This window comes from Limnobacter sp. UBA7229, assembly GCF_002473065.1.
Lineage (GTDB): Bacteria > Pseudomonadota > Gammaproteobacteria > Burkholderiales > Burkholderiaceae_B > Limnobacter > Limnobacter profundi.
Genome location: NZ_DKTN01000012.1, coordinates 69,552 through 88,594, shown reverse-complemented (window position 1 = coordinate 88,594; position 19,043 = coordinate 69,552). Strand labels below are relative to the sequence as shown.

General features: G+C 53.4%; 22 protein-coding genes. 8 read left to right on the top strand and 14 right to left on the bottom strand.

The annotated features are described in order from the left end of the window. Position 1: 1 nt before the first annotated feature. Genes hslV through B4C79_RS06740 form a run of 4 tightly spaced genes read right to left on the bottom strand, consistent with a single transcriptional unit; the run spans position 2 to position 2,865 of the window. Entirely contained in the window at positions 2–565 is a 564-nt protein-coding gene (gene hslV, locus B4C79_RS06755) for an ATP-dependent protease subunit HslV (protein WP_008248037.1), read from the bottom strand. A 58-nt stretch (positions 566–623) separates the two neighbouring features. After that, on the bottom strand, positions 624–1,622 hold the full coding sequence (locus B4C79_RS06750; protein WP_168426881.1) for a septal ring lytic transglycosylase RlpA family protein: 999 nt from the start codon (positions 1,620–1,622) through the stop codon (positions 624–626). 16 nt (positions 1,623–1,638) lie between these two features. Then, complete coding sequence (locus B4C79_RS06745; RefSeq protein ID WP_291740148.1) at positions 1,639–2,280, bottom strand: thiol:disulfide interchange protein DsbA/DsbL; 642 nt, start codon at positions 2,278–2,280, stop codon at positions 1,639–1,641. 6 nt (positions 2,281–2,286) lie between these two features. After that, entirely contained in the window at positions 2,287–2,865 is a 579-nt protein-coding gene (locus B4C79_RS06740) for an SPOR domain-containing protein (protein WP_171097389.1), read from the bottom strand. A gap of 174 nt (positions 2,866–3,039) precedes the next feature. Between B4C79_RS06740 and ilvA the strand changes: the two genes are divergently transcribed. Further along, positions 3,040–4,560 (top strand): threonine ammonia-lyase, biosynthetic, encoded by a 1,521-nt coding sequence (gene ilvA, locus B4C79_RS06735; RefSeq protein ID WP_291751742.1) that lies wholly within the window; start codon positions 3,040–3,042, stop codon positions 4,558–4,560. A gap of 1 nt (position 4,561) precedes the next feature. Here ilvA and ttcA read toward each other — a convergent pair whose 3' ends face one another. Genes ttcA through B4C79_RS06720 form a run of 3 tightly spaced genes read right to left on the bottom strand, consistent with a single transcriptional unit; the run spans position 4,562 to position 6,722 of the window. Next, the gene (ttcA, locus tag B4C79_RS06730; protein WP_105028044.1) at positions 4,562–5,434 is read right to left on the bottom strand and encodes a tRNA 2-thiocytidine(32) synthetase TtcA; all 873 of its coding nucleotides are present in this window, start codon (positions 5,432–5,434) and stop codon (positions 4,562–4,564) included. Positions 5,435–5,448: 14 nt separating this feature from the next. Next, complete coding sequence (locus B4C79_RS06725) at positions 5,449–5,841, bottom strand: dihydroneopterin aldolase (protein WP_008248053.1); 393 nt, start codon at positions 5,839–5,841, stop codon at positions 5,449–5,451. After that, positions 5,838–6,722 (bottom strand): SDR family oxidoreductase, encoded by an 885-nt coding sequence (locus tag B4C79_RS06720; RefSeq protein ID WP_348676569.1) that lies wholly within the window; start codon positions 6,720–6,722, stop codon positions 5,838–5,840. Before B4C79_RS06720 ends, B4C79_RS06725 begins: the two co-directional genes overlap by 4 nt. Here B4C79_RS06720 and B4C79_RS06715 point away from each other — a divergent pair. Next, positions 6,721–7,818, top strand: coding sequence for a class I SAM-dependent methyltransferase (locus B4C79_RS06715; RefSeq protein WP_291741805.1), 1,098 nt, complete (start codon positions 6,721–6,723; stop codon positions 7,816–7,818). The two genes, B4C79_RS06720 and B4C79_RS06715, sit on opposite strands and share 2 nt — an antisense overlap. A gap of 1 nt (position 7,819) precedes the next feature. Here B4C79_RS06715 and B4C79_RS06710 read toward each other — a convergent pair whose 3' ends face one another. The 3 genes from B4C79_RS06710 to B4C79_RS06700 are packed head-to-tail and all read right to left on the bottom strand — an operon-like array spanning position 7,820 to position 10,157. Then, the gene (locus tag B4C79_RS06710) at positions 7,820–8,551 is read right to left on the bottom strand and encodes a hypothetical protein (RefSeq protein WP_105028042.1); all 732 of its coding nucleotides are present in this window, start codon (positions 8,549–8,551) and stop codon (positions 7,820–7,822) included. After that, positions 8,548–9,366 (bottom strand): type III pantothenate kinase, encoded by an 819-nt coding sequence (locus tag B4C79_RS06705; protein WP_291741800.1) that lies wholly within the window; start codon positions 9,364–9,366, stop codon positions 8,548–8,550. The genes B4C79_RS06710 and B4C79_RS06705 overlap by 4 nt, the downstream gene beginning before the upstream one ends. Next, positions 9,363–10,157 carry a biotin--[acetyl-CoA-carboxylase] ligase gene (locus B4C79_RS06700; RefSeq protein WP_291741798.1) on the bottom strand — a complete coding sequence of 265 codons (795 nt, stop codon included), beginning with the start codon at positions 10,155–10,157 and terminating at the stop codon, positions 9,363–9,365. Before B4C79_RS06700 ends, B4C79_RS06705 begins: the two co-directional genes overlap by 4 nt. Before the next feature lie 46 nt (positions 10,158–10,203). On the opposite strand from B4C79_RS06700, the gene B4C79_RS06695 reads away from it, so the two are divergent. From B4C79_RS06695 to B4C79_RS06675, 5 genes are read left to right on the top strand one after another with little or no spacing between them, the layout of a single operon-like run. Next, a complete protein-coding gene (locus B4C79_RS06695) occupies positions 10,204–11,349 on the top strand; it encodes a VanZ family protein (protein ID WP_105028039.1) in 1,146 nt (381 codons plus the stop codon). A gap of 41 nt (positions 11,350–11,390) precedes the next feature. After that, on the top strand, positions 11,391–11,702 hold the full coding sequence (locus B4C79_RS06690; RefSeq protein WP_171097375.1) for a (2Fe-2S) ferredoxin domain-containing protein: 312 nt from the start codon (positions 11,391–11,393) through the stop codon (positions 11,700–11,702). Then, on the top strand, positions 11,699–12,337 hold the full coding sequence (locus B4C79_RS06685; protein WP_291741792.1) for an alpha/beta hydrolase: 639 nt from the start codon (positions 11,699–11,701) through the stop codon (positions 12,335–12,337). Before B4C79_RS06690 ends, B4C79_RS06685 begins: the two co-directional genes overlap by 4 nt. Positions 12,338–12,384: 47 nt before the next feature. Beyond that, positions 12,385–13,578 (top strand): D-alanyl-D-alanine carboxypeptidase family protein, encoded by a 1,194-nt coding sequence (locus B4C79_RS06680; RefSeq protein ID WP_171097371.1) that lies wholly within the window; start codon positions 12,385–12,387, stop codon positions 13,576–13,578. Between the two features lie 3 nt (positions 13,579–13,581). Beyond that, a complete protein-coding gene (locus B4C79_RS06675; protein WP_291741789.1) occupies positions 13,582–13,866 on the top strand; it encodes a YbeD family protein in 285 nt (94 codons plus the stop codon). A gap of 68 nt (positions 13,867–13,934) precedes the next feature. Here the strand turns inward: B4C79_RS06675 and pyrE are convergent, their stop codons facing one another. Beyond that, the gene (pyrE, locus tag B4C79_RS06670) at positions 13,935–14,639 is read right to left on the bottom strand and encodes an orotate phosphoribosyltransferase (RefSeq protein WP_171097368.1); all 705 of its coding nucleotides are present in this window, start codon (positions 14,637–14,639) and stop codon (positions 13,935–13,937) included. Positions 14,640–14,663: 24 nt separating this feature from the next. Between pyrE and B4C79_RS06665 the strand changes: the two genes are divergently transcribed. After that, positions 14,664–15,446: an exodeoxyribonuclease III gene (locus B4C79_RS06665; protein WP_291741786.1), complete on the top strand. Its 783-nt coding sequence runs from the start codon at positions 14,664–14,666 to the stop codon at positions 15,444–15,446. A 66-nt stretch (positions 15,447–15,512) separates the two neighbouring features. On the opposite strand, the gene gatB is transcribed toward B4C79_RS06665, so the two are convergent. The 3 genes from gatB to gatC form a co-directional block, all read right to left on the bottom strand. Next, complete coding sequence (gatB, locus tag B4C79_RS06660) at positions 15,513–16,952, bottom strand: Asp-tRNA(Asn)/Glu-tRNA(Gln) amidotransferase subunit GatB (protein WP_291741783.1); 1,440 nt, start codon at positions 16,950–16,952, stop codon at positions 15,513–15,515. Between the two features lie 14 nt (positions 16,953–16,966). After that, positions 16,967–18,451 (bottom strand): Asp-tRNA(Asn)/Glu-tRNA(Gln) amidotransferase subunit GatA, encoded by a 1,485-nt coding sequence (gatA, locus tag B4C79_RS06655; protein ID WP_291741780.1) that lies wholly within the window; start codon positions 18,449–18,451, stop codon positions 16,967–16,969. Positions 18,452–18,515: 64 nt separating this feature from the next. After that, on the bottom strand, positions 18,516–18,815 hold the full coding sequence (gene gatC, locus B4C79_RS06650) for an Asp-tRNA(Asn)/Glu-tRNA(Gln) amidotransferase subunit GatC (RefSeq protein ID WP_105028032.1): 300 nt from the start codon (positions 18,813–18,815) through the stop codon (positions 18,516–18,518). Between the last annotated feature and the right edge of the window lie 228 nt (positions 18,816–19,043).

Sequence of the window (19,043 nt, the reverse complement as noted above, 5' to 3'; positions counted from 1 at the left end):
ATTAACCTTTGCTGCCAGATGCTTCAGGGGCACCCAACACTTCAATGGTGTGATGTTGGTTGGTGTAAATGCACAGTTCGCCTGCAATGGTCAGGGATTTCTTGACGATTTCTTCGGGCAAAAGCTCGGTGTTTTCAAGCAGGGCTTTCGCCGCGGAATGTGCGTAGGCACCGCCACTGCCAATCGCGACCAAGCCTTGTTCGGGCTCAAGCACATCGCCATTGCCGGTAATGATCAGGGAATGATTTTCATCCGCCACGGCAAGCATGGCCTCAAGCCTGCGAAGCATGCGATCAGTGCGCCATTCTTTGGCAAGCTCGACTGCTGCACGCAACAGGTGCCCCTGGTGCTTCTCGAGTTGGGCTTCAAAATGCTCGAACAAAGTAAAAGCATCGGCGGTGCCGCCTGCAAAACCCGCCAGAATTTTGTTGTGGTGAAGACGCCTTACTTTTCGGGCCGAACCTTTGACCACGATATGCCCCAGGGTAACCTGCCCGTCACCACCAAGTGCGACGTGCTTTCCTCTGCGTACTGACAATATAGTGGTGCCGTGATATTGCTCCATGCCTATCCTTTGGTTGGGGTGTTGCGCTGTATGCGCTGATGTCACGATATGGGGACAATCAGGGCAGGATCAAGTCTTGTTTGATGACAGGCTGAACCTGAACGAAGGCGCTGAGTTCGATTGCAGCCTCGTTGGCTTGATCAATGGAGGTGAACGGCCCCACCAACACGCGGTGAACGCCTGATTCAGAAAGAATTTGGCTGGCTTTGCCGAAAGCCTGATGATTGGAAGAAACTTGCGAGACCAGAGCCTCTGCGTTGTTTTTGTTGCCGAACGCGCCAATTTGAAGATACAAGGGTGCTCGGTGAACCGGCACCAATGTGGACGGGTTGCTGAGTGCAACCTGCTGTACTTGCGCGCCATTTTTTGCCACCACGGTGCCGTTCTTCTCAGCGTGGTATTGAGCGATTGCATCGGGTGTCATCTTCTCGACAAGCACTTCAGCACTGCCCTGCTTGATGTAGTCCAGCTGATAGGCGGCCGCGTAGCTGAGATCGATGATTCGGCCCCGCAAAAACGGGCCACGGTCGTTCACGCGAACAATAACGGACTTGCCATTGGCCAAATTGGTGACTTTGGCATAACTGGGCAAAGGCAAGGTGGGGTGCGCAGCCGTCATTTGGTGCATGTCGTAAATTTCACCATTGGCGGTTTTCGCGCCATGAAATTTCTTGCCGTACCAACTGGCACGACCTTTTTGACTGTAGGGCTCTTCAAGTGATGTTTGCGGCGTGAAACTTTGCCCCATCACGGTGTAAGGCCGGGTATTACGAATTGCAATGGGTTCAAGCTGGGGGCTGGCGGAGGGCAAGTCATCAAGATTGGCTGGGCGTAAATCGCCGGGACCATCGTCCAGATAATAACCACCGCCCTGAGGCGCGGGCTCCCAGTTTTCATGTTTGACCGGTGGGGGAACAGAGGGCTTGGCCACGGTTTTCGCCGGGGGCGGCGAGACCGGCTTGTCAAGCGGAACGCTGGAACACGCAGCAAGGATCAATGACAGTGACGCAATCGAAACAAACCTAAAAACACCACTGCGCATAAATGCCTCCCTCATTTTTTCTCCCTGCGCTTCAGGCCTGACGCTGTCGTCGAATCAAGGCTTCCGCAACTCGGATGGCATTGTCTTCAGAACCGGCGATGGACGCAGAAGTAAAGAATTTGCCATCAATTCCCAAGGTGGGAACGCCATCTGCGCCATAAGCTTCGAAAATGGTTTTGGCCTGGGCACATTTAGCATTCACGCCAAACGATTTGAATACATTGGCGAATTCTTCGCGCTTCAAACCGATCGATTCAGCAAAATCGAAAATCTGCTCGTCATTGGCCAACTGCTTTTTGTCTTTGTGCATGGCTTCAAACACTTTGCTGTGGGCCATGTCGAGTTTGCCCATGGTTTCCAGTGTGTAATACAGGCGCTGATGACCCTGGAAATTGACACGCTGACTTTGGTAAGCGATGGGGATTTTCGTGAAGACTACATCACTGGGCAACTTTTTATGCCAAGCGTTTACTTTGGGCTCAAAGTTGTAACAGTGAATGCAGCCATACCAGAAGAATTCGACCACATCGATTTTTCCAAGTGTGGAACGTGGAACCTCCCGGCGTGCTTTTCGGAATGCGCCGGCATCTTGGGCCAGTGCCGGGGACAAGCCACCGAAAGCACCCATCACGCTCAATGCCACCGCACTTTGAATCAATTCACGACGTTTCATACTTGTTTACTCCTTGACCACAGTTGCCTCGAATCCGCCTTTCGTGAGGGGAATTCGGGCCTGATAGGCTTCATTCGCGCTGCCAAATGGCCCCACACGAACGCGGTTTACAACATTGCCGTTGACCTCGCCCACGGCAATTTCGGATTCAGTGCCCACAAACGCAAGCTGAGCCCGCAATTGTTCAGCGTCTTCACGATTGCGAAAACTGCCCAATTGCAGAAAGTAAATGGTTTGGGCCACAGGTTCAATTTGTTCAGTTGGAGTGGCATCCCCTGTCTGAGGTTCCGTGCCTTGCTGAAATGGGTCGATGGTAACCACATTGCCCTGGTTGGCGTTTGCTTTGCCATAAATGGCGCTGTTGGGATCAGGGGGGCTGTTGCCTGGGCCCGGAGATACATTGGGCACGGCACCCTGAGTTTCAGCACCGGAAAATGGCAGCTGTGACTTGCTGACAAACAAAGCCACACCCAACGCAATCAAAAGCCCGAACACCATGCCGAACACAAACGCGGGAATGGTGTTGCCAAGAGATTTTCTAGCTTGCGGTTTTGCTTTGGGTTTAGATGATTTCGTAGATGCCATTGGGGGTTCGAACCTGTCCTTGAGAAACTGAGCCTAAATTATGCCCGAAGGCGACCTGCAGATGCGACCCAAACGCGCAAGCCGGCTTTTGGGATTGCCCTCATGCTGTAAAGTGTAGCCTTCATGGGCAAAAGCTCGAAATTTGCTTAAAAATCTGCAATAAATAGGTGCTTTGTGGGTCTTGACTATCTAAAACGCATACTGACCGCCAAGGTTTACGACGTGGCCATTGAGACACCATTGGAGCGCGCACATTCCCTGTCGGTTCGCACTGCCAATGAGGTGTTGCTCAAGCGTGAGGACATGCAAGAGGTGTTCAGCTTCAAGCTGCGCGGTGCTTACAACAAAATGGCCCACCTCAGCCCCATGCAACTGGAACGTGGCGTAATTGCTGCCTCTGCCGGCAACCATGCGCAAGGCGTTGCACTCTCTGCCGCCAGGATGCGCTGCCCGGCCACCATTGTGATGCCCACTACCACCCCCGCCTTGAAAATTGATGCAGTAAAACGGTTTGGGGGTGACTGGGTGAATGTGGTGCTGTTTGGCGACAGCTACAGCGATGCAGCCGGACATGCGTCAGAATTGGCACAAGCCAAAGGCCTGACCTTTGTACACCCCTTTGACGACCCTGATGTAATTGCGGGCCAAGGCACTGTGGGCATGGAAATTTTGCGTCAGCATCAAGGTCCGATACACGCCATTTTCATCGCGATCGGCGGGGGTGGGCTGGCAGCTGGCGTAGGTGCCTATGTGAAACAGTTGCGTCCGGACATCAAAATTATTGGTGTACAAACCGTGGACTCCGATGCCATGGCGCAGAGCATGGAACAGCACAAACGCGTCACCCTGGCGGAAGTGGGTTTGTTCTCGGATGGCACCGCAGTAAAACTGGTGGGCGAAGAAACATTCCGACTGTGCGAAAAGTATGTGGACGGCATTGTGCGGGTGACCACCGACGAAGCCTGCGCTGCAATCAAAGACGTTTTTCAGGACACTCGCAGTATTCTTGAACCCGCAGGTGCACTGGCTGTGGCTGGCTTGAAACAGTATGCTGCGGAAATGGGTTTGCAAAACCAAACACTGGTCGCAATTTCTTGTGGCGCCAACATGAACTTCGATCGCTTGCGATTTGTGGCTGAACGCGCTGAGGTGGGTGAGCAACGTGAAGCGATTTTTGCGATCACTGTGCCGGAAGAACGCGGCAGCTTCCGAAAGTTTTGCGACTTGTTGGGTCCCACCAATGTGACTGAGTTCAACTACAGAATGTCGGATTCAGCCAAAGCGAATATTTTTGTGGGCATTCAAATTGGCAACCGTGCGCAGGCAGATGAATTGCAGCAGCGCTTTATTGCATCGGGTTTCGACGCCCTGAACCTGACCGACGATGAAATGGCGAAGCTGCATTTGCGCCACATGGTTGGGGGTAGGTCCAGTTTGGCCGACCATGAACTCGTGTACCGCTTTGAATTTCCGGAACGGCCTGGGGCATTGACGAAATTTTTAACCGCCTTGAACCCGGGCTGGAACATCAGCCTGTTTCACTATCGAAACCACGGTGCCGACTATGGCCGTATTTTGGTAGGCATTCAGGTTCCACCTACAGACCACGCTGAATTCGACAAATTTGTGAAACAACTTGGCTACCCGGCGGTGAATGAAACCGAAAACCCGGCATACAAGCTGTTTTTGAAGTGAGTTAGCACTCGTCATCCGCATCAAACGCTTTGTCACCGGCACCGTCTTCAAGTGCTACGCCAGGGCGAATGGTTTCAAACGGAAACAACTTGCGGTCCATGAGGTGCGAAGGCACCACAGTTGACAGCGAGGTAAACAGATTGGCGATCCATCGGGGGTTGTGCTTTTCCCACTGCTTCAGCAGTGCGGCCATTTCCTTGCGCTTCAGGTTTTCCTGACTGCCACACAAATTGCAGGGAATGATCGGGAAATTCTTCTCTTCGGCATAACGGGCCAAATCGCGCTCTCGGCAATAAGCCAGTGGGCGAATTACTGTGTGCTCTCCGTTGTCACTGACCAGTTTGGGAGGCATACCCTTGATACGACCACCATAAAAAAGGTTAAGCAACAGGGTTTGCAATATGTCGTCTTTGTGGTGCCCCAAAGCGACCTTGGTGGCGCCCAGTTCAGACGCCACGCGGTACAAAATGCCACGACGCAAACGCGAGCACAGCGAACAGGTTGTTTTGCCTTCGGGAATGACTCGTTTCACAATCGAGTAGGTGTCTTGTTCCTCAATGTGAAACGGCACATGGATGCTACGCAAGTAATTCGGCAGCACTTCCTCGGGAAAACCAGGCTGTTTCTGATCCAGATTCACAGCGACGATATCGAAGTTGATAGGCGCACGCTGACGCAGCAACAACAAAATATCGAGCAGACCATAGCTGTCTTTGCCGCCCGATACACACACCATCACTTTGTCACCCTCTTCAATCATATTGAAGTCGGCAATGGCCTGGCCCACTTGCTTTGTGAGGCGCTTTTCCAGCTTGTTGAATTCAAAGGCCTCTTTTTGTTCAGCCTTGTTGGGGAAAATCGTGATGGTTTGCATGGTCTGACAGCTTTCTAGGATTTGAAGCGGAATACCTCGACACCTGCGGATTCGCAGTCGGGGTAAACCTCGGATTTTTCAGCGCGTACGCGGGCGGCCACCACCTTGGGATGCTCCAGCACCAGCGCCAAGGTTTTGTCCACCAGGGTTTCAAGCAGGCCAATGTGGCCCGATTGAATGAGGCCATGAATTCCTGGTCGAACGAAATCGTAATCAACCACATCGACCAGCAAGTCGCGCTCGGAAGGGGTGGATGCGCACTTTACCCAAAAATCAATGTTAATACGCACAGCCTGCGTACGCCCCAACTCTTGGGGGAACACGCCAATTGCGGCGGACACATCGAAGTCGCGAATAAAAACGCGACGGCAGTCGGCCAGGCGGGGATCAAAGAACCAGTCTGTCATGGTGTCATCATGCTGAAATCGCGCGCCATGGGCACCAAGTGCTGCCCGCCATCCACAAGAATGGTGGTACCAGTAATTGCGCGGCTTTGCACCAGGAACAAGACCGTGCTGGCGATGTCCTGAGGCTCGGAGGATTTGTTCAAGGGCGAAATTCGGTGGGTACTCTCGAATTGCGCATCAGTTTGCAGGTGCGAAATCAAGGTGAGCCCAGGTGCCACACCCACCACACGCACTTTCGGGGCCAATTCCATGGCCAGCATGGTTGTGGCTGTTTCAAGCCCGGCTTTGGTCAGCGTGTAGCTGAGAAAGTCAGGATTCAGGTTCTTTAGTTTCTGATCCAGCAAATTCACCACCACCGCCTGCTCATTGTCGGGCACATGCTGATACAGGCGTTTGGCCAATTGAATGGGCGCAGCCAGGTTGGAGGCCATGTGCCGGTGAAAAAGCTCGGGCTGAAAAGTTTCGCCAGAGTCGAATTCAAACAACGAGGCGTTGTTGACAACACACCGAATTGGGCCCGCTTTTTCTGCGGCATCAAACAACGCTTCAACTTCGCTGGGCTGCTCAAGATCAGCCTGAACCACCACGCAGTGCACACCCAGTGCTTCAATTTGAGCCGCGGTGTCACGGGCCTCTGCCAGTGATGAACGGCAATGCAGCACAATAGACCAACCGGCACGCGCCAGTTCAAGCGAGATGGCTTTGCCCAGTCGCTTGGCTCCCCCGGTTACAAGGGCAAATTGTGGATTGGCATGTGTCATTCGTGCGCCATCGGTTAGAATCTGGAAAATCAGTGAACAACGACCATCAAGCAAACCAGGGTTTACTTCAAGGCTTTGATTTTTAAAAGAACCCGCTATTCTAAACCAGACCTGCCTCATGCTGTCGAATTTTAATCAAGCCACTCGCTTTGACGAGTTCATGCGATTTGCGCTTTACGATCCCCAATATGGCTACTACGCAAGAGGCGAGCAAATTTTTGGTCGTCAGGGCGATTTTATTACCGCCCCGGAATTGAGCCCGCTGTTTGGGCAAACACTGGGCAAGGCCCTGCGGGAGGTGCTGCCCCGCTGCAATGGTGTGGTGTATGAATTTGGGGCCGGGACCGGGCAACTGGCTTGCGACATTCTTCAAGCGGCTGGCGATTTGATTACCCAATACAACATTGTGGATGTCTCGGCCGGATTAAAGCCTGTGCAATTGGCCAAGTTAAAGGCACTGCATGGCCCGCAGGTAGAACAAAAGGTGCGTTGGCTGGGCGAGCTGCCTGCGGAACTCCAGGGGGTGGTTTTAGGCAATGAGGTGCTGGATGCCACACCGGTTCGTCGATTCAAATGGCAAGCAGGCAATTCGCAGGAAGCGTGGGTACAGCACCTGAATGGTGAGTTGCACTGGGTGTGGAAACCGGCCGACCCGGTCTTCGCTGCCTTGGTTTCTCAGTTGCAGGATGCTCACGGGCCATGGCCAGAAGGTTACGAATCGGAAATTGCGGAGCAAAGCATTGCATGGGTAAAAACAGTCACGGAGCGTCTGAACGGCCTTGCGCTGATGATTGACTATGGTTTTCACGAAGCCATGTACTATCACCCGACACGCAGGCAGGGCACTTTGCGCGCCACAAGCCGCCACACTGCACATGATGATTTTCTGGTGAACGTGGGGCAGCAGGACTTAACCGCCCATGTGAACTTCAGCGCAATCTATGAAGCCCTGACAAGCTGCGGTGGCGAGCTTGAAGGGTACGCGCACCAAGGCGAGTTTTTATTGGCACACGGCATTCTTGAGTTGGCACAAAAACAACCGGAATTTACCCACTCGACACGCGGTGCATTGATGCGCCAGAATTTGAATACCCTGCTGAATGAAGCCGATATGGGCGAGGCATTCAAAGTAATTTGCTGGAGCAAAGGTGTGAATGCCGAGAACACACAATTTGCGCAGGTTTTTCTGGACAAGGACCGAAGCGGAAACCTGTAACTCAGCCGCCTGTTGGCAACTCACAAGGCTTGAGCTCACCCTTTCTGTTCAACTCAAACACCGAGCGCACAGTTTCGATTTGCGAGGCATTTCCCCGAAGTTCAAAAAACACGCGCACCGGGCCCAACCGCTCCCGGATCTGGACACCCTCGACGCCACGTCGCGCCAGATCAGCCTTCTGGGCATTCGCCCGATCCAGGTCGCGGAACAATCCCAGTGAAATGGTGCCCTGCAAAGGCCCCGGCGTAGTGATGTAGAACATGTCGGCAATACCCTTGCCCGAGAGTTGATCGATACCCACCCCGCTGTTCACAATGTCTTGCGGCAAGTAAACCACATAGCCCACAGGCACCTGGCGCTCGAGTCGATCCGTTTCGCCACCCCAATTCAGCAAAGCCTCTTGAACCCGTGCAGACTCACTTTGCAACAAGGGGCCCCACAACCAACATGCCTGGGTACTTTTCGGATTCTCAAAAACCTGTTTGCTGGCATTTTCAATGGCTGTATCAAGCTGGGCCTGCCCCTGTTTCAAATCAATCTTAGGAGCCACAGGTGCGGGCGCACGAATCACTTCCACGGGCTGATCCCAGGGCCGCTCCACGCCAACCCACTCGGCACGTAAACCCGGAGAATCTATTGCTTTTTGCGAGCTGTTGCCTGTTAAAACGCCAAAACCCAGCAACGCCAAATTACCCAGCAGCAGCAACACAGCCAGAACACGCCAACCATTCATGCTGTTGCACCTTTTTGTGCCAAACGATAATCAAGCACCAGGCCCTTGAATACAGCGTATTCAAGCAGGGTAGCCTGCGGCAAATGAACCTGCATGGCGGGTGCAAAACCACCCGTCAGCCAGATGGCCGGGGGGCTGCCGTATTCACTCTGTAACTGGGCAGCCACGGAATCGACCATTGCTTTTTGAATACGCCCCACACCCCTGCCAATCGCCTGCTGCGTGCTGACAGGCCAACTGTTTGTGCCGGTACTGTCCAACTGCACTTTGGGCAATTCAGCTGTATTTGAATTCAGGCTGCGCAACATGGTTTCAACACCCGGCACGATAAATCCGCCCAAGTGCTGCCAATGGGTATTTTTAACCACCACATCCAGGGTGGTGGCTGTGCCAAAGCTAACCAGCAAATTGACCTTGACCTGGCTCACCTCCATGAGCGCCATGCATGCTGCCCAACGGTCTTTGCCCAGAGTCGCCGGGGTTTCGTACGCAGACTGAATCTCAGCATGCCTGTTCACAGTCAATACATGCAGAGGTACGCCAGCCGCTTCGCACACTGAGCGCACGGACTGTTCGAAATCTGGGCCCAAGACATTGCTCAGCAAAACCGCCTGTACTGCATGGGTCGAATTCAAACCGGGTGCCAAATGCTGTTGCAAAGCACTCAAGGATCCGGAGAAAGGTTTGAATTCAGCAGTGGCGTGACTAAAAAAAGCCGAGGGCTGCTCAAACCGGACATTGACGCAAGCGTGCAAGCACCACTTTACAAAGGTGTTTCCAGCATCGATGCACAACAAATTCCCAGCGTTGGTCACGGCCTTACCCTCAAGGACAAATCACCTGCATGAACCGCACGCAAGCCGTGCTCGGTATTGACCAGGTACGCGCCTTGCCGGTCGATGCCCATGGCCTCACCCGCGAAACACACCACACCTTGGTCTTCAACTTGTACCTGGCTGCGCAGCCACGCATCCCGTCGGCTGAACTCGGCAAAAATTGAGTCGATGCCCTGAACACTGGCAGCCTCGATCCGCATTAAAATCGATGACACGACCGCCTCGGCTAGCTCACGTGGGGTGGGTAAACTCGGGGCAGGCAAATAATTCGACAAACTTGCAGCACCCAGACCAGACAATGCCTCGGGAACGTCAATACCCTGAATATTCAGCCCCACACCAACCACGGTGATTGCACCCTGCCCGGTTTGAAAAGATTCGCACAACACACCGCCCAATTTTTGCTGATCTGCCAATAAATCGTTGGGCCATTTCAGCCGCACAGGCACATGCCAATGCTCCAGTACCTGCGCCACGGCAACACCCACACACAGGGGCAAAAAAGGCATTTGCTGCCCAGCCATAGGCAAGCCCATAGACAGGCATAAACTTGCGCCGGGCTGCGCGCGCCATTGCCGCCCTGCACGCCCCCTGCCTGCGGTTTGCATGTGCGCCAACACGGCATTCAGGCCGGATACCCGCCCCTGCTGGTAAGCGCGGGCCAGGTAATCATTTGTTGAGTCGACTGAATCGAGTTCGATCCAGTGCACATCGGCTTGGGTTAACATCGAATGCGGGTCACTTCGGGCTAGTTGCGAAATTTTGCTCATCTTAACCTCCGAACGGGACACAAAACCAAGGAATCGCTCAAACGCCATGCCGCCAATCCACTCCAGCCTGCTGAAACGAACCCCCTACACCGGGATTCTCATGTTTGCCAGCCTGTATGCGTGCGTTGTGATTCACCTTAGCCTCTTCCCCTACAGCGATTGGAGACACATTGGCATCGGGCCTTTTGAGTTTTTATTTGGCCCCTGGATTCCTGTGCATCAAAAAGTATTGTGGGCCGATGTGTTTATCAACATTGGAGGCTACATTCCACTGGGCTTCCTGATGCTGCTGGGCTTGAACAGACAGCCGCGAACATTCGACAAAATACTCGTTGTGCTGGTGTGTGCATTTATTTCGCTTGCCCTGGAATCCATGCAAACATTTTTGCCAAGCCGCGTGCCTTCCAAAATGGACCTGGTCACCAACACAATTGGGGGCGCTTTGGGTGTGTTGTTGGGCATTTACGTGACCGCACACCACCGAATTGCGCCACTGCTGAACCGCCGAATTGAGCATTGGCTAATTCAACGCGCGTGGATAGGCATGGGCTTGCTTAGCCTTTGGTTCCTCAGTATTTTGCCGCCACAAAATCCCACATTCAGCACCGGGCTTTGGCTGGGGAACCTGCTTGAAATTCCGGGCCCACTGCAACACAGCACGCCGTTTGGGATACCGCTGGAAGTGTTGCTGAAAATTGAAACCATCGCACCGACATTCATCAATTACTGTTTTTTAATGTGCGCCTGGATGATTGGGTTGGCACAAACACAGGCGGGCTCGCCACGAACACGCTTGCTGATTGTACTCATTGCATTGACCTTGCTCATTCGACTTCTTGATTACCTGGTGCTGGCTCCAGTGTCGGCCTGGACTTACCTGGGTCAACGCTGGTTTGAGGCCAACAGCCTGGGCTTACTGATAGCCTTTGTTGTGGCACTGACCATTTCAATGATGCAGGTGCTGCCCCACCACATGGCGAGAATCGGGCTACTGCACCTGCTGGGCGGGTGGCTGATCACCTTGCTGCTGCCCGGGGTATACGACCCCGATCTGGGCAATCCGGGCAGCGGCATTCTGGCAATTTTCCGAAGCCTGCAAGAAGCCGGGCGCTGGGTGAGTGAATTGTGGCCAATCTTAGCACTGACTGTTTTGACTTTTTTGAGCCTGCCCGAGCGACGTTTTCGGCGATAATAGTGCCCATACCCTGAGCACTCACGCGGATTCAACCAGCCATGAGCTACTTCGAGAAACATGTTTTCTTTTGCACCAACCAACGCCCCAACAATGAGAGTTGCTGTGCGGACTGCCATGCGTCTGCGGCGCACGCGCATGCCAAAGAACGGATCAAGAAACTGGGCTTAAACGGGCAAGGAAAAATCCGGATGAACAAGGCTGGCTGCCTTGATCGATGCGATGAAGGCCCAGTGATGGTGGTGTACCCGGAAGGCGTTTGGTATACCTATGTGGATATATCAGACGTGGATGAAATTATTGACTCTCACCTGGTGGGCGGCGAAATTGTCGAACGCCTGCGGTTGCCATGAATCCAAAAACCCGACATGAGTTGTGGAACGGTCAGGCGGGCCCAATCGAGGTATCGATTGATGAACCTGCGGCCCCATTGCGCGGGCTGGCCGTAATTGCGCACCCCCACCCCTTGTTCGGCGGCACCAAAGACAACAAAGTAGTACAAACACTGGCCCGTGCATTTCTTCAAATGGGCTATGTAACGCTTCGTTTTAATTTTCGAGGCGTAGGTCAAAGCGCGGGAGGGCACGACAACGGACAAGGCGAAACGGACGATCTGGTTCAGTTGACCGAATTGGCCCGCGCCACTCTGCTGCCTGCCGAGCTACAAAATGAGCCGATTGCAATGGCTGGCTTTTCGTTCGGCGCCTTTGTAACCAGCCATGGCGCGCAACGGTTGCGCGAGGCCGGAACGAATATTGGCAAACTGGTGCTGGTGGGCACTGCCACAAGCCGCTTTAAAGTAGCTGCGGTGCCAGACAATACACTGGTCATTCATGGTGAAGTCGATGACACAGTGCCGCTTACAGATGTTTTACGCTGGGCGGGTGAACAAAACCTGCCGGTGATGGTCATGCCAGGAGTGGAACATTTTTTTCACGGCAAACTGCCTCAACTCAAAGAGCTGGTTGTGCGTTATTACCCAAGCTGAACGCCAAGCCACTTTTCTTCCCCATTTCTAGTACAGGAGCTTTTTACTTGTTTAATTCAGGAATTTCCCGATTCAAACGCCATGTGGGTCAACTCTCGTTGGTTCTGGGGCTTGGTATCGGAGTTGCCACGCAAGCCGCTGCCCAATCCAGTGTGATGCCACCTCCACCCGAAATCGGTGCAAAAGGCTACATGCTGCTCGACTTGACCACCGGTCAAACCCTGGCGGAATTCAACAGCCGTGAACGCCTCGACCCCGCATCACTGACCAAACTGATGACAGCCTACATGGCCTTTGCTGCACTCGACAGCAAGCAAATTCGGATGGATCAGCAAGTACCCGTGTCGCCCTACGCCTGGAAAGCCGAAGGTTCGCGCATGTTTATCGAACCGAACAAGCCTGTGACTGTTGAAGAGCTGCTGTACGGTGTGATTGTGCAATCGGGCAACGATGCAAGCCGCGCAATCGCAGAACTGCTGGCTGGCGACGAAAACAACTTTGCAACGCTGATGAATCAGCAAGCCAAACGGCTGGGCCTGACGGACACGAACTTCAAGAACTCCACTGGCCTGCCCGACCCACAGCACTACACCACCGCCCGCGATTTGGGCATTTTGGCCAAACGCATCATCACCGACTTTCCGGAATACTACAAAAAAATGTATTCCACCAAGGAATACACCTACAACGGCATTCGCCAACCCAACCGCAACCGCCTGCTGTGGATTGACCCCTCCGTGGACGGCATGAAAACCGGGCACACCGAATCGGCCGGTTATTGCCTGGTCAGTTCAGCCAATCGCACATTGCCCAACGGCGTTGATCGCCGCCTGCTTTCCGTGGTGCTGGGCACCACCTCCGACCAGGCCCGCACACAGGAAAGCCTGAAGCTGATGAACTACGGTTATCAGATGTTTGAAACCGTGAAGCTGTACTCCGCCAAGCAAGCCATCAGCACCAGTGAGGTGTACAAAGGACAAGCCAAGGAAGTGAAACTTGGCGTGAACAAAGATTTGCTGATCAACGTGCCACGCGGCATGGCCAAACAACTGAAAGCCACGGTCGAGAAAAAAGGCACATTGATTGCTCCGATTCCGGCCGGAACCGAACTGGGTAAACTGAAACTAACACTGAACGGCGAAACCATCGGTACAGTGCCGCTGCTGGCCTTGTCTACGGTTGAAGAGGCTGGCCTGTTCGGCCGTATGGTGGACTCCGCCAAATTGTGGTTTGAAGAGTAAACAATGAACACACCAACACCCAGTGAAGGCAAAAAAAGCCTGATTGAGTTTCCGACACATTTTCCCATCAAAGTGATGGGAAAGAACGTGCCGGAGTTCTCGCAGGTCATTTGCGATTTATTGCTCAGCATGAGCCCTGGATTTGATGTAGCTGGCGTTGACATGCGCCCCAGCAGCAAAGGCAACTACTTGAGCCTGACCTGCACCGTGTATGTGAACAACCAGGACGAACTGGACAACATTTACCGGGCCCTTTCAGGGCATGAATTGGTATCGGTTGTGTTGTAAACGGGTTTGTTTCATAAAAAAAAGCCGCACCAGCTTTACGAAGTGGTGCGGCTTTTTTCTGGGTGACCTTATACGCCGTAACGGCTACGGTATTCCTTCACCTTCTCGTACCAGCCCGCGAGGCGAACGTTGGCAGCCTGGCGGGTAAGCAAGTAACGCAACAAGTCTTGCAGGTTGGCAATGGCCAGAACCGGGATTCCGTACAACTGCTCTACTTCCTGAACGGCTGAATGCTGGGTGTCCTGCCCGTCTCGCATGCCTTTTTCCATGCGATCCAGTGCGATCAACACCGCAGCAGGTTCAGCCCCATTGGCGCGAATGATTTCAACAGATTCACGCACCGATGTTCCTGCTGAAATAACATCGTCAACAATCACAACCCGACCTTCCAGTGGCGCACCCACCAAAGAACCGCCCTCACCGTGATCTTTGGCTTCCTTACGGTTAAATGCGTAAGGTACATCACGCCCGCGGCGGGCCATTTCCATGGTGGCTCCGGCCACCAATGGGATGCCTTTGTAAGCAGGGCCAAACAGCATGTCAAACTGAATTCCACGCTCTGCGGTTTGCTCAAGCAAGGTTTGTGCGTAAAATTCACTGAGCTTTTGCAACGACGAGCCTGTGTTGAACAGACCCGCATTGAAAAAATACGGCGACATTCTGCCCGCCTTGGTTTTGAATTCGCCAAAGCGCAACACTTGCTTTTCGACCGCAAACTGCAAAAACTGGTCGGAAAGAACTTGCAAATTTTGATTTGAATCGACCACGATCAATCCCTAAAAAACTGACTGCACACAATGACCCGCATTATCTCAGCAAATCTGAATGGAATTCGTTCTGCCCACACAAAAGGGTTTTTCGACTGGATGAACCAAAGCCAGGCCGATGTGGTGTGCGTGCAAGAGATCAAGGCCCACCTGGCGGACCTTGGCCCTGAGCACTTACAACCCGGCATGTACAAAGGCTACTTTCAGGCCGCAGAAAAAAAAGGCTACAGCGGTGTTGGCCTTTACTGCAAAGTAGAACCACTTAATGTAATTTACGGGCTGAATAATGCGGAATTCGACGCAGAAGGACGTATGGTGACGGCTGAATTCGAAAATATGATTGTGTCGTCGATCTACTTTCCATCCGGCAGCAGCTCCGAAGAAAGACAGGAAGCAAAATTCCGGTTTTTAGATCATTTTGGGCAAATTTTTGATGATTTTGAAAGCAAAAAGAAGCCTGTTGTATTGTGCGGCGACTGGAACATCGCTCACAAAGAAATTGACCTGAAAAACTGGAAAGGCAATTTAAAGAACAGCGGCTTCACACCCGAGGAACGTGCCTGGATTGGCAATGTGATTGAAAAACGTGGTTGGGTGGACGCCTACCGTGTGCTGTACCCGGAAGAAACGGACGGTTGCTACACCTGGTGGAGCAACCGCGGGCAGGCTTATGCCAAGAATGTGGGGTGGCGAATTGATTACCAAATGGTCAGCCCGGCGTTGCGTGACCTGATTCGCGAAGTAAATGTGCACAAGGGCCAGAAGTTTTCAGACCACGCGCCCTTGATTGCGGATTACGACTATCCGCTTTGAGGATGGCGCGCTGATCAGGCGGTTTTTAGTGAGGAAGCAGGCAACCCAGTCGGGTTGGCGAAGGAATCACGCACTCAACTTGGCTTTCAAAATCTCATTCACCTGCGCCGGGTTGGCCTTTCCACGCGCTGCACGCATGATCTGCCCCACCAGAAAGTTAAATGACGCCTCTTTACCGGCTTTGTACTCGGCCACTGGCCCAGGGTGCGCTGCCAGTACGTCGTCGATCATTTTTTCAACAGCACCCGAGTCGGAGATTTGCTCTAAACCCTCGCCCTTGATACAAGCATCAACATCGCTGTACTTGCCGTCCCACAAAGCAGCAAACACCACTTTACCGGTTTTGTTGTTCAAAGTGCCATCTACCACACGTTTCACCAAAGCCGCCATCAGGGCGGGAGCAATTGGCGATTCCGCTGGGGTTTTGTCGTCACGATTAAGGCTTGCAGAGAACTCGCCCAACAACCAGTTGGCCAAAGGCTTGGCTTTGTCTGCGCCCGCCGCGGCCAGCGCCGCCTCGAAGTAATCGGTCATGGCGCGGCTGGCTGTGAGCGTCACCGCATCGTATTCACTCAAACCCAGCTCAGCGGTGTAACGCGCCTGCTTTTGACCAGGCAATTCGGGCATTTCGGCACGCACTTGCTCAACCCACTGCGCAGAAATCATCAGCGGTGGCAGGTCGGGATCGGGGAAGTAACGATAGTCTTCCGAATCTTCCTTGCTGCGCATGGATCGGGTTTCGTTGCGATCGGGGTCGTAAAGTCGCGTTTCCTGTTTGATTGTGCCGCCATCTTCGATGATCTCGATTTGGCGCTGTGCTTCATAAAGAATGGCGGCTTGCAAAAACTTGAAGCTGTTCAGGTTTTTGATTTCGCAGCGTGTGCCCAGCTTGGTTTCGCCTTTGGGGCGAACCGATACGTTGGCGTCGCAGCGGAAACTGCCTTCCTGCATATTGCCATCGCAAATACCAAGCCACGTAACCAGTGTGTGCAGGGTTTTGGCGTAGGCCACTGCCTCCTCGGCCGAACGCATGTCGGGTTCGGTCACAATTTCAAGCAAGGGCGTACCTGCACGGTTCAAGTCGATGCCCGACTGGCCTGCGAAGTCTTCATGCAGGCTTTTGCCCGCGTCTTCTTCCAGATGCGCGCGAACCAAGCGTACTGTTTTCATTTGATCGCCCAGCAAAAAGCTGACCGTACCGCCCTGCACCACCGGAATTTCAAACTGACTGATTTGATAACCCTTGGGCAGATCCGGGTAGAAATAGTTTTTGCGGGCGAACAACGACTGCTCGGCCACTTTGGCGCCCACTGCCAGGCCAAATTGAATGGCGCGTTGAACTGCCGCTTTGTTCATCACGGGCAGCACACCAGGCAGTGCCAAATCCACAGCACAGGCCTGCGCGTTGGGCTCTGCACCAAAAGCAGTGCTTGCACCGGAGAAAATTTTTGATTCGGTTGTTAACTGGGTGTGGGTTTCAAGACCCACCACAATTTCCCATTGCATGGTGCGATCCCTTTTTAAGACGGTGTACGAAGGTGCCAATCGGTGGCAGCTTGATAATGGTCAGCCAGCGCCAGCAATTCCCCTTCCTTGAAATAATTGCCAATCAATTGCATGCCGACAGGGCGATTTTTGTCGCCAAACCCCACGGGCACGCTCATGCCGGGCAAGCCAGCCAAACTTGTGCTGAGCGTGTAAATGTCGGCCAGGTACATTTGCACCGGGTCAGCCGACTTCTCGCCCAAATTCCATGCAACCGTGGGGCTAACCGGACCGGCAATGAAATCGCACTGCTGGAAAGCAGCTTGAAAATCTTGCGCAATGAGGCGGCGAATTTTCTGGGCTTGCAGATAATACGCATCGTAATAACCATGCGACAACACATACGCACCCACCATAATTCGGCGCTGTACTTCAAGGCCGAAGCCCTCGCTGCGCGAATTCTCGTACATGGACTTCAAATCGCTGTACTCGGCTGCGCGGTGGCCGTAACGCACACCATCAAAACGCGACAGGTTAGAGCTGGCTTCAGCAGGCGCAATCACGTAATACGCGGGAATGGACAACTCCGTGCGCGGCAAGCTGATGTTCACCAGCGCGGCGCCCATGGCTTCCAGCTGTTTTAATGCAGCGTCGATCGGTGCACGCACATCGGCAGCCAAACCCTCACCAAAAAATTCGCTGGGCAAACCCACGCGCACACCAGCCAGTGGCTTTGCAGCATTACCAGTGCGAAGGGGCTTTCCAAAGCTGGCAGTGAAATCTTCATCCGGAGTTGGCCGTTGAACACTGGTGCTGTCTTTCGCATCAAAGCCCACCATGGTGTTGAGCACCAAAGCACAATCACGTGCGCTGTGTGCCATGGGACCAGCTTGATCCAGGCTGCTGGCGTAAGCGATCATGCCGTAGCGGCTGCAACTGCCGTAAGTGGGCTTGATACCGGTAATGCCACACAGTGAAGCGGGCTGGCGGATGGAACCACCTGTGTCGGTACCGGTTGAAAACGGCACTACACCCGCGGCCACTGCCACAGCTGAACCGCCAGACGAACCACCCGGCACGGCCAAGGTGTCCCAAGGGTTCAGGCAAGGGCCATAGGCACTTTTTTCATTCGATGAACCCATTGCAAATTCATCGCAATTCAATTTGCCAATGCTCACTGCGCCCGCAGCGTTCAAACGCGATACCACTTCGGCGTCAAAAGGGCTTTGGTAGCCAGCCAGCATTTTGGAGCCCGCTGTGCTGGTCCAGCCCTGGGTGACAAAAATATCTTTGTGCGCAGTGGGAATACCCAACAAGGCACCGGTTTCACCCGCGCCCATGCGTGCGTCAGCGGCCTTGGCTTGTTGCAGGGTGAGGTCATCGCGAATGTCCACGAATGCGTTCAACCTGGACTGCTCACCAGCTTGGCGCAAAGCATCTTGCGCCAACTCAACGGCACTGGTTTTTTTCTCGTCCAGCAAGGCGCGCAGCTGGGAAATACTTTGAATTCTGGATGACATGCTTAAAACCACATTCCAATATCGGATTTTCTTAAATTAGGAGGACTGAATTCTTGATAAACGATCATTCAATGACCTTGGGCACCAAAAACAGGCCTTTCTCGGCGGCCGGTGCGTTGGCCATATTGGCGGTGCGATTGTCGGCCTCAGTCACGGCGTCTTCGCGCAAGCGCAGCGCGATGGGTTGAATCAGCGACAGAGGATGCGCCAACGGCTCAACGCCTTCGGTGTTTTCACTGCTCAAGCGATCGGCCAGTTGCATGATGTTGTTCAATTGTTGCTCAAGGACCTGAGCCTGCTCGGGCGCCACTTTCAAGCGCGACAAGGCCGCAATTTTTGCAATTTGTCCGGAATCAAGGGACATAAATTTTCTCCGCCGACCAGCAGGCCTGAGCATCGCTTCTAAATGATGCAAAAGCCGCTTGGTGAAAGTCTGTGTTGATCAAAGTCTGCTTATTTTATAGGTTATCATCGGTAGTTATGCCACTTGACAAGTGAAGTCCCATAAATAGTGGCGAACCGGACAACTTCTAGACAACTTTGAGCTTCGCGGGCTTGGCAGCTCTCCAACTACACAACACAGGTTAGAACA